Source organism: Coprococcus hominis (ex Arizal et al. 2022) (genome assembly GCF_040094675.1).
In the GTDB taxonomy this organism is placed as follows: Bacteria; Bacillota; Clostridia; order Lachnospirales; family Lachnospiraceae; genus Coprococcus_C; species Coprococcus_C hominis.
In genome coordinates this window covers 1-9,891 of record NZ_JBBNHG010000029.1, presented here as the reverse complement: position 1 = coordinate 9,891, position 9,891 = coordinate 1, and the positions used below count along the sequence as shown (strand labels likewise).

Sequence of the window (9,891 nt, the reverse complement as noted above, 5' to 3'; positions counted from 1 at the left end):
GTTTACAAAATGAGATTTTCATTTACAAAGAGGGACTCTTGCGTTACAAACGGGACTCTCATTCTACATTTCACCCTGGATTACATATCAGAAAGATATTGCGCCGGTTTGAAAACTAAAAGTATCAAAATACAGACTTAATAATTGCAATTTCATTCTCAAAGTACTATAATACAAACTATATTTGGGTGGAGGTGCGGAAATGAAAGTACGGTACAACAAACTTTGGAAACTACTGATTGACAAGGGAATGAAAAAGAGTCAATTACGAGAAGCGGTCGGGGCAAGCAAAAGTACATTTGCGAAACTCGGAAAAAATGAAAATGTTACCCTTCCCGTGCTGTTGAATATATGCGAATATTTAGAGTGTGATTTTGGCGACATAATGGAAGCCGTACCCGAAAATGAGGTGTAGGATCAATGAACAAGAAGATTTTAATTGTGGATGACGAAAAAGAAATCGTTGATCTGCTTGAAGTGTATTTGAGTAACGATGGTTATTCAGTATATAAATGTTATAATGGGTTAGAGGCGATGAAATGTATCAAACAGTCGCAGATTGATTTAGCGATACTTGATATTATGCTGCCGGATATTGATGGTTTTCGACTTTGCCAAAAAATTCGGGAAAAGTTTTACTTCCCTATTATTATGCTTACCGCCAAAATTGAGGATAGCGACAAGATTATGGGGCTTACGATTGGTGCGGATGATTATATAACGAAACCGTTTAATCCTTTAGAGGTTGTGGCAAGAGTAAAGACGCAATTAAGGCGTTATCAGAGCTATAACAGTCCTAATTTGAGCCAATCCGAAGAAAAAGACGAGTATGACATCAGAGGTCTACTGATAAACAGAGTCAGCCACAAGTGCTACTTGTATGGCAAAGAAATAGCCTTGACTCCGTTGGAGTTTTCTATTCTGTGGTATCTGTGCGAACATCAGGGTAAAGTTGTCGCCTCGGAGGAATTATTTGAAGCCGTGTGGAAAGAAAAGTATCTTCGCAACAGTAACAATACGGTAATGGCGCACATTGGGCGGCTTCGGGAAAAATTGAATGAACCTTCAAAAAATCCGAAGTTCATTAAAACTGTTTGGGGGGTAGGGTATGAAATTGAATAAAAAAGAAAAAAACTATCTGCTCTCTACCTTGTTCAAAGGGTATGTAATTCAATGTGCGATTTGCTCTGTGCTTATTTTAGGCGGTACTTTTCTTTTAGGAATTATGGCAGAAGAAATTCTCCGCAAGTATGTTTTGTATTATTACTTGTATTACAGAACAGAATATCTTTATATAGTGGCTGTAATCGTGTGGGGTGGCTGTATTATATACTTGACATACCTACTTTTGAAAAAAGTAGTCGCCTACGTGTACGAGGTACAGGCTGCGACAGGAAAAATGTTCGATCAGAATGTCAGTTACATTGAAATGTCCCCGGAGTTGAGTGAAATCGCCGCTAACATCAATCAGTTAAAACAGGAGGCTGAAAGTAATGCAAGGCTTGCAAAAGAAAATGAGCAGCGAAAAAATGACCTGATTATGTATCTTGCACACGATTTGAAAACACCGCTTTCTTCTGTAATCGGGTATCTTACTTTACTGCGTGATGAGTCGCAAATCTCAAAGGAACTTCGAGAAAAGTACCTTTCAATCACTCTTGGTAAGGCAGAACGGTTAGAGGATCTGATTAACGAGTTTTTCGAGATAACACGATTCAATATATACGATATTACATTACAATACACGAAAATCAATTTAACTCGCCTGCTGGAGCAACTTGTATATGAATTTAAGCCTATGCTCAACACAAAGAATTTGCAATGTAATCTTTGTGTTGATGATGATATAATGCTTCGATGTGACGCAGACAAAATTCAGCGTGTTTTTGATAACCTTTTGAGAAATGCGGTTATCTACAGTTTTGAAAATACGGATATCACGATCAGCGCACAATGTCAGGAAGATACGGTCAGCATTATTTTTTGTAACCACGGCGATACTCTGCCGGAAGAAAAGTTAAACAGGATTTTCGAGCAGTTTTATCGGCTTGACGCAGCGAGAAGTACAAGCAGTGGAGGAGCTGGATTAGGTTTGGCGATTGTAAAGCAGATTGTTGAACTACACAATGGTACAATCGTTGCAGAGAGCCAAGAGGATCAAAACAAGTTTTCAATTACTTTGCCGTTGGCGTAGGAAAATTGTAAGAATTTGCATAGAAAAAAAGAGGAATATCTTACGAGCAATCAAGAAAATACGGGCTTCTGTTTTGGTACAATAAAAGTATCAAGATAGAGGCTCGTATTTTTTGTGATACAGCATAAGGAGGAATGATGAAGTTGCTAAGAAAACAAATGCTGCTATGTTCTATTTTGTTTCTTGTATTTACGCTATCTGCCTGCTCTGCAATTGGGCAGACAGACGAAAACAATCTTACAGATAGCGCAACATCCGCAGAAAAAACGGTATCAGTTGTACGAGGGACAATTACTCCAACCGTTTCAACGCAAACGACTATCGTTCCGGCAGTACCGTTTATTATTTCCTCACCCGAAAATGGCATATTTAATACAGCGGTAGAATTAGAAGAAAAAATCACTGCCGGGCAAATTATTGGAACTTTGAACGGCAAAGAATTGAAATCTCCGGTGGATGGTACAGTTACCTCTATTGCCCCATCCAATGAAAGCGTACCGAGTAATTATCCCGTAGCGATAGTGCATTATACAGGATTTGCCCTCAATGTAGAGGCAGATAATTTTTTGAGTACCTTACCGGAGTATGCAGAGTTGAAAGCAAAATTTCAAGTATATGATGGTGTAGGACCAACCGATATGATTGCCGTGGTGTCGCCTGCCGCAGATGAAAATGCGTTTACGGGAATCGTGCCGCAAGAGGGCATTCTGCAATGCTTGATCAGTCAAACAGTCGATGTGAAATCGGGGCAAAGTGCAACGGTAGTCATAACGGCGACAACGAGAAATGATGTCCTTATATTGCCGCTGTCGGTAATAGCGGGTAGACAAGGTACGGGATTGGTTACTGTAATTACTCCGAATGGAGAAAGAGTGGAAACAAAAGTGACATTGGGTGTGACAGACGGAGCCAATATAGAAATACTGTCCGGCTTAGAGGAGGGCGATGTGGTTTCTGCTACTCCGCCAAACCTTGATCCGAGGGGGAATTGATAAAATGAAAGGAATTTCCGAAAAGACTTTAATCAAAATAAAGGATTTGAAAGCAAGCGTCAAATTGAATAATGGCGATATGCTGACAACAGTAACCAACGCTAATATGGAATTGCAACGAGGGCGCAGTTATGCCATTGTCGGAAAGTCCGGCTCAGGCAAAACAAGCCTTATATCTATTATTGGCTTGTTAAATCGGGAATATGAGGGCGAGTACCTTTATGATGGTATATCTATTTCTGCTTTGAAAGACCGTGATCTGTCTATACTGCGAGCCAATAATATCGGATTTGTATTTCAGAATTACTCTCTGATTAAGCACTTGCGGGTATGGGAAAATATCGAATTACCCCTACTCTATGCCAAAAAGTCGTTTACCGCCAAACAGCGTCACGAGATAATTACAGGCTTGCTAAAAAGTGTCGGCTTAGAAAGCAAGGAAAATGATTACCCAATCAATTTGTCCGGCGGTGAACAACAAAGAGTTGCAATCGCAAGGGCGCTTGCAGTATCTCCGGAAGCCATTTTATGTGATGAGCCTACGGGAGCGTTGGATAAAAAGACGGGAACGCAGATTATGGAACTGTTGCACAGCGTCGTAAAAGAAAATGGAATTATGCTGCTGTTGGTTACGCACGATCCTGATATTGCAGATACCTGTGATACGATTTTTGAAATGGATGGAGGGAGGATAACTTGTGCTAAAAATGATACTTAAAGACCTTCGTCTGTCTCCACTTAGAAGTATTCTGACAAGTGTTTCAATGCTTGTAGGCATTATCGCAATGATTGGATCGGTATTAGTTGGTACGCTTGGACGGGAGTATTTGATTTCCGTAAACGCACAGGTATATGGCTGGTCACCTACTTACTCATTCGTGATAACGGAATCCGATTTTCACGATAGAAATAAAATGGAACAATTATTCCAGAGATTTGAAGCCATTGATGATGTAGCCGCTGTTACTTTTTCTATGGGAGAGGATATTCGATTTGCACCAATGAAAGATTTAACGCCAATACCGCCGAATGATGTTTACCAAAACCTGATGGCTTTTGATGTAGTTTGCACCACGGAGGCATATAGTCAAGTCTATAATCTTCCAATGACATCCGGTAGATGGTTAGAGCCTTTGAGTGAGGGCGGATCGCTTGAAGTGGTCATAAACAAAGAAGCTAAAAACTATTTTAATGATTCGCCCTATGCTGCAGGAAATGTAAAAAGCACACTTTCGTTAACCCCATTCAATATTGTCGGAGTAGTAAACGATGGCAGGGATTTTCCGACTATCTATGCGGATTCTGCGGCGATCCTCAATTTCGCACCAGCAATGTGGCAAGTACAAAATGCAAATGTGTATTGGCATCCCACAACAGGACTGACAATCGAACAGATACATTCTGCCCTTGGCGACATTTTGACTGATACCATTGGCGGTTACTGGGAAAGTGCTGGGCGGAGTGATATTGGAGATACCTATGATTCGGTATTGTCCATACTGCAATTAGGGCTTTTGGTTACTTCGCTTTTGTTGCTGTTTGTTTCCGTATTAGGGCAGATCAATATCGGACTATCTTCATTGGAACAGCGCACACATGAGTTGCTGATCCGCAGAGCGATAGGTGCTTCACGAACAAATATTGTGGCACTGGTTTTAGGCTCACAGTTGATTTTATCAATATTCGTTTGCTTTGCAGCTATTTTGATTTCGCTGATTTTGGTGCATTGTATTGGAGCGTTGCTCCCTGTGGATTCCCCGGTGGGAACACCGAGTTATCCAATCAGCGTTGCTGTTGTTGCAGTTGCTGTGTCTGTGCTTACAGCATTATTGGGCGGATTATTACCAGCATTGAAAGCAGCAAAATTAGAGCCTGCATTGGCTCTTAGATAATAAAACTCAATTCAAGGAGGAAACAAAATGAAACGAACAATCTCAAAATCCGAAAGACCGTACAGACTGTTACTGTGTGTTATGATTTCTTTGCTGGTGATTATGCTGGCAGGCTGCTCCACTTCTTCGGACTCCGACACAAATACAAGAGGTTTCACGGACTTTGCTACCATTGAAGAAGAATACCTAACGACCATTGAGAGTTTGAATTGGCCGGAGGGCGTTACTCCGCCTGATGCTTTGGAAGGCGAAGATACGGGAGCGTCTTTTCAGATAGGATATGGCGATACAAAAGCATCTAACCTTTGGGAATATTCTTGGATGCAGGAATGGCTTGATACTTACAATACGAATCCGGAAAGGGCGGCAAAAGCCTTAGCTGAACTCGAAAAAGCCTTTGATATGCCTTATATGGGAACAGATCGCTGTGATGACGCCACACGCAAATATCTTCGTGATAATATTGATAAAGCTAAGTTGGGAGATCCGTCTGGATTTACAGAGTGTATTCAGGCAAATTATGCCGATTAAAAAATGGCACATAAGAGTTTTTGGGTTGGGAGGTGAGCACATATATGCAGAGAAAACGCCGTAAGAAAAAACGATTTGGAGTATTTTTGTTTTTGCTTGTAGTTTGTATCGGCATAGGTATAATGTTTGTGCCGTGGGCAATGCAGCCGGAAAATTTCAGAGAGGTAAAGAATAAAATAAATGGTTTTCTCTACAAAGAAGATTTTCCTGACTCTTATAATGCAAAATCGCTGATTTTGGTGGATTGTTCTGATGATGAAATATTTGTTTCAAAAAACGAGAACGAGCCACAAATTCCTGCAAGTTTAGCCAAGCTGTTTGTTATTGAGTATGCGTCAACTTTAGCAGACCTTGATAGTATCGTTGTTGCAGACTATGGTGCTATTTCACTCACGAAACCCGGCTCGTCTGTTGCTCAAATCAAGGAAAAAGAATACTTTTTACACAATCTATTTGCGGCAATGTTAGTACCGTCAGGGAATGACGCAGCTTATGTGGTTGCTGATTATTGTGGAGGATTACTTTCGCCGCAAGCAGAAAGCAGTCAAGAGCGTGTGAGGATTTTTATGGAGAACTTAAACCTGCATTTGCAACAGCAGGGGTACTTAGACACAGTTTTATATGATCCGAGTGGTTTTGATATGGAGGCACATACCACCACTTTAGATTTGAAAGAAGTAGTATATCGGTTGTTGGAATACTCGTGGTTTAGAGAAATTGTATCTCAAAACACTTATACGGCAACACTGCCTGATGGCAGTACACAAATATGGCAGAATACAAACGCCTTCCTTGATCCGACATCCGAATATTACAACGAAAATGTATGCGGAATTAAGACTGGCTCTCTGTCTGACGACTATAACTTGATTGTGCTTTACCAGCAGCACGGAAAAGAGTTTTTGATATGCAGTTTAGGCTCTCAGTCCGATTCCTCTCGTTATGACGATGTGAATTTTATTCTGAAAACGATTGATGAATCGTATTATCTCACGCAATAAATCTTATGTTGTCCAAGACAAAAAAACTAACCAAGGGGGTGATAATATCGGACGAATCGTAATAATGGAGTTCAAAACACAAGACTCAACAGCCTTTGACGATATGCTGGCTTTTGTAAAACAGCACCCTGATTTTGAAAAATTAGAGATTTCATATGAGCCGACATTATCCCTTTCCGGCTTAGAAATCAATTTGAGCCGGCGCAGAGTTATCAATAACGGTCAGGAAATTGAACTGACCGTCAAAGAGTATGATATACTCTGCTTACTCGCAGCCAATAAAGGTCGTGTTCTTACATACGAGCAGATTTATGATAAGGTGTGGGGCGAAATATCAGCAGGCAATGAAAAGGATACCGTAGGCTTTTACATTCGGAATCTTCGTAAAAAACTTTGTGATACAAACTCTCACTTTTCCATAGATAGTGTTCGTGAGATCGGCTACCGCTTTAACAGTCAGTAAGCAGTCCCTCGTAGTTCATAATGAATTGCGAGGGATTATTCATTTTCTAAGACGGTATGTCGGAATTTGATAAATCCCTGCAAATGTTGATTTTATACGACGGTTAAGAGAAATATCGTGTCTAAACTTGCGACTGGACTTTGCATTTTCTACGAGTTATCTTCGTAATATCTCGACATTATACATTATACTACCCCTATCTACAAAATGAGAGGGCACTGAAAAACATACCATTTTTATTTTGACTTTAATAAAAAAGAAAAAATTCATCAGAGTTTTTATGATTCTGGTGGATTTTTTGTTAGGCGAAATATAAATTGCTTGTCTTTTTCGGATAAAGTTCTTATTTTTCATTCATTAATTTAATTATTCTCTTAAGATTTACTGCAAAGATTGTCATTGCTCCTTGCATTTCCATACAAATAAGACCTGATGATGATGCTACAAACAAGTATGGAGAAAAATGAGCCAAGAGAGAAAAAATGTATTAACTTTCGGTCAGACCAAAAGTATAATATGATTAAGATATGAAGGAGGCATACAGATGGCTAGAACTGGAAGACCAAAAGCAGAGAAACCTTTTGACCATAAGGTGACTGTTAAATTCAAAGAAGAGGAATACCAGATAATGGTTGAGTATGCTGAGACTCATAATCTATCCATTTCGCAATTGATTAGAATGGGTGTTGAATTACAAATGAAGCAACAGGCTAATCAGTAGAACAGGCTCTTTTCTCCGGAAAGGAGAGAATAATGGCTTGTAGAAAAGATGGTAAAGGCAGAGTATTAAGAAAGGGTGAGGGTTACAGAAAAGGCGACGGAAGATACTCATATGTATATATTGATCCATTAGGCAAGAAAAGGACCATTTATGCACAGTCTTTGGTAAAACTTCGTGAAAGAGAAGAACAGTTACAAAAAGACCAGTTGGATGGACTTGATGTCTATGTCGCAGGAAAGGCTGATGTGAACTTTTTGTTTGACAGGTACATATCAACTAAAACAGAATTGCGCAGCACTACTTACAGTAATTATTTGTATACATGGAATCATTTTATTCGTGATACATTTGGCAAGAAGAAAGTAAGAGATGTGAAATACTCAGACGTGTTGTTCTTTTATACAGACTTGATTAATAATCAGGGATTACAGATTAATACGCTTGAGACAATTAACACAGTATTAAGACCTACATTTCAGCTTGCTGTCAGAGATGATATCATAAGGAAGAATCCGGTAGACGGAGCATACTGTGAAGTAAAAAAGCGTAATGGTGGTGCCAGAAAGACAAGGCGAGCGTTGACTGTGGATCAGCAGAGAAAATTCATGGAGTATGTAGCAAAGAATCCGTTCTTTTATCACTGGTATCCATTCTTTGTATTTTTGTTAGGAACTGGATGCAGAATAGGAGAAGCAATTGGGATACGCTGGGATGATATTGATTTGGAGAATCGAGTCATTGATATCAATCATAGCTTAACCTATTACCAGAGAGCGGATGATTCATATAAATGTGAGTTTAGAGTATCTTTGCCAAAGACGGAAGCTGGTAATCGTAGAATACCTATGATGCAGCAGGTATATGATGTGCTTCAGGAAGAATATGAGAGACAGAAGCAAGAAGGCTTTTGTGTTGAGAATGTGGATGGAATGACCAATTTTGTATTTACAAACCGATTTGGGATGCCACATAACCCAGCAGCAGTAAACCGGGCAATCAAGAGAATTGTGGATACACATAATTCAGAAGAAGAGGTGGCTGCTAAAAAGGAGAAGAGAGAACCTGTTATGATTCCAAGATTCTCCTGCCATATCTTCAGACATACGTTTGCATCAAGATTTTGCGAGAATGAAACCAACATCAAAGTAATTCAAGAGGTAATGGGACATGCTGATGTATCGACTACCATGAACATATATGCAGAAGCAAACCCAGATGTTACCAAATCAGTAATTGAGAAATTATCAAAAAATATGGATATTTTTTAGAAAAGAGTCCTGCGATTGAACTCTTTGAAGATTGAAAATATACCTATTCATACTGAGATAAATATGCTATACTCATCTAGTATTGTAGTGTTTGACACTGCAGTACATGTCTTAAAATAAAAAGACGTATTTTAAGGCGAATGACATCTTTTGGACGCACAAAAGTCAAAAAAACGTCCAAGAGTATCCAAGTATATAGAATCCGGGAAAGCCCATTTTCCAAGGGTTTACAAGGATATACAAGAGTTAGCTTAGCAATCAAAAAAGCTCCCGACAATGAAGACCTTGAATGATGTAAATAAGAAAAATGATGTAAAATCTAAGGCTGCTGAAGAAGTGAAAGCTGAGCCTGAAAAGATTGATTTTTCTAAGGTAAAGATTGAGCCTTTATTTGAAGAAGCAGTAGATTTTGACACATTCAGCAAGTCAGATTTCCGTGCAGTAAAGGTTAAAGAGTGTGTTGCAGTACCGAAGTCAAAGAAACTGTTACAGTTCACTCTTGATGACGGAACAGGCACAGACAGAACTATTTTAAGCGGTATTCATAGCTTTTATGAGCCGGAAGAACTGGTTGGAAAGACTCTTATCGCTATCACAAATCTTCCACCGAGAGCTATGATGGGCATTGACTCTTGTGGTATGCTTCTCAGTGCAGTACACGAAGAAGAAGGCGAAGAAAAGCTTCATCTTCTGATGGTTGATGACCATATTCCGGCAGGTGCAAAGCTCTACTAAGAAGTACCGTTTTACCCTACAAAACGGGATGTACTTCATTTGTGAAAAAGCTCTGAAAATACACAAATACACCAAATTTACACCAAATGGTGCT

11 protein-coding genes and 1 pseudogene are annotated in these 9,891 nt (G+C 39.5%); all 12 read left to right on the top strand.

The annotated features are described in order from the left end of the window. Nucleotides 1-202: 202 nt before the first annotated feature. Nucleotides 203-415, top strand: a complete 213-nt coding sequence (locus AAAT93_RS05390) for a helix-turn-helix domain-containing protein (RefSeq protein WP_008703822.1) — start codon at nt 203-205, stop codon at nt 413-415. A gap of 5 nt (nt 416-420) precedes the next feature. Beyond that, complete coding sequence (gene vanR / locus AAAT93_RS05385; RefSeq protein ID WP_004853366.1) at nt 421-1,122, top strand: VanR-ABDEGLN family response regulator transcription factor; 702 nt, start codon at nt 421-423, stop codon at nt 1,120-1,122. Beyond that, nucleotides 1,109-2,194, top strand: a complete 1,086-nt coding sequence (locus tag AAAT93_RS05380; RefSeq protein ID WP_004853368.1) for a sensor histidine kinase — start codon at nt 1,109-1,111, stop codon at nt 2,192-2,194. The genes vanR and AAAT93_RS05380 overlap by 14 nt, the downstream gene beginning before the upstream one ends. Nucleotides 2,195-2,331: 137 nt before the next feature. Then, complete coding sequence (locus AAAT93_RS05375) at nt 2,332-3,186, top strand: hypothetical protein (protein WP_227572934.1); 855 nt, start codon at nt 2,332-2,334, stop codon at nt 3,184-3,186. A 4-nt stretch (nt 3,187-3,190) separates the two neighbouring features. Further along, nucleotides 3,191-3,904 (top strand): ABC transporter ATP-binding protein, encoded by a 714-nt coding sequence (locus AAAT93_RS05370; RefSeq protein ID WP_004853372.1) that lies wholly within the window; start codon nt 3,191-3,193, stop codon nt 3,902-3,904. After that, complete coding sequence (locus AAAT93_RS05365; protein ID WP_004853375.1) at nt 3,894-5,078, top strand: ABC transporter permease; 1,185 nt, start codon at nt 3,894-3,896, stop codon at nt 5,076-5,078. Before AAAT93_RS05370 ends, AAAT93_RS05365 begins: the two co-directional genes overlap by 11 nt. A 27-nt stretch (nt 5,079-5,105) precedes the next feature. Next, entirely contained in the window at nt 5,106-5,609 is a 504-nt protein-coding gene (locus AAAT93_RS05360; protein WP_044998360.1) for a hypothetical protein, read from the top strand. Nucleotides 5,610-5,653: 44 nt separating this feature from the next. Then, nucleotides 5,654-6,610 carry a D-alanyl-D-alanine carboxypeptidase family protein gene (locus AAAT93_RS05355; RefSeq protein ID WP_118374775.1) on the top strand — a complete coding sequence of 319 codons (957 nt, stop codon included), beginning with the start codon at nt 5,654-5,656 and terminating at the stop codon, nt 6,608-6,610. Beyond that, the gene (locus tag AAAT93_RS05350; RefSeq protein WP_227572935.1) at nt 6,585-7,073 is read left to right on the top strand and encodes a winged helix-turn-helix domain-containing protein; all 489 of its coding nucleotides are present in this window, start codon (nt 6,585-6,587) and stop codon (nt 7,071-7,073) included. Before AAAT93_RS05355 ends, AAAT93_RS05350 begins: the two co-directional genes overlap by 26 nt. 544 nt (nt 7,074-7,617) lie before the next feature. Then, nucleotides 7,618-7,794, top strand: coding sequence for a DUF6290 family protein (locus tag AAAT93_RS05345; protein ID WP_004853384.1), 177 nt, complete (start codon nt 7,618-7,620; stop codon nt 7,792-7,794). A gap of 32 nt (nt 7,795-7,826) precedes the next feature. Then, nucleotides 7,827-9,062, top strand: a complete 1,236-nt coding sequence (locus AAAT93_RS05340) for a tyrosine-type recombinase/integrase (protein WP_004853386.1) — start codon at nt 7,827-7,829, stop codon at nt 9,060-9,062. Between the two features lie 270 nt (nt 9,063-9,332). Further along, nucleotides 9,333-9,797: pseudogene (locus tag AAAT93_RS05335) on the top strand (lysine--tRNA ligase); the annotation flags it as partial. Nucleotides 9,798-9,891 lie beyond the last annotated feature (94 nt).

What these genes read in the sequence shown, in the direction of transcription:
- AAAT93_RS05390 (WP_008703822.1), top strand. Translation starts at nt 203, where the DNA reads ATGAAAGTACGGTACAACAAACTTTGGAAACTACTGATTGACAAGGGA.
- vanR (WP_004853366.1), top strand. Translation starts at nt 421, where the DNA reads ATGAACAAGAAGATTTTAATTGTGGATGACGAAAAAGAAATCGTTGAT.
- AAAT93_RS05380 (WP_004853368.1), top strand. Translation starts at nt 1,109, where the DNA reads ATGAAATTGAATAAAAAAGAAAAAAACTATCTGCTCTCTACCTTGTTC.
- AAAT93_RS05375 (WP_227572934.1), top strand. Translation starts at nt 2,332, where the DNA reads ATGAAGTTGCTAAGAAAACAAATGCTGCTATGTTCTATTTTGTTTCTT.
- AAAT93_RS05370 (WP_004853372.1), top strand. Translation starts at nt 3,191, where the DNA reads ATGAAAGGAATTTCCGAAAAGACTTTAATCAAAATAAAGGATTTGAAA.
- AAAT93_RS05365 (WP_004853375.1), top strand. Translation starts at nt 3,894, where the DNA reads ATGATACTTAAAGACCTTCGTCTGTCTCCACTTAGAAGTATTCTGACA.
- AAAT93_RS05360 (WP_044998360.1), top strand. Translation starts at nt 5,106, where the DNA reads ATGAAACGAACAATCTCAAAATCCGAAAGACCGTACAGACTGTTACTG.
- AAAT93_RS05355 (WP_118374775.1), top strand. Translation starts at nt 5,654, where the DNA reads ATGCAGAGAAAACGCCGTAAGAAAAAACGATTTGGAGTATTTTTGTTT.
- AAAT93_RS05350 (WP_227572935.1), top strand. Translation starts at nt 6,585, where the DNA reads ATGAATCGTATTATCTCACGCAATAAATCTTATGTTGTCCAAGACAAA.
- AAAT93_RS05345 (WP_004853384.1), top strand. Translation starts at nt 7,618, where the DNA reads ATGGCTAGAACTGGAAGACCAAAAGCAGAGAAACCTTTTGACCATAAG.
- AAAT93_RS05340 (WP_004853386.1), top strand. Translation starts at nt 7,827, where the DNA reads ATGGCTTGTAGAAAAGATGGTAAAGGCAGAGTATTAAGAAAGGGTGAG.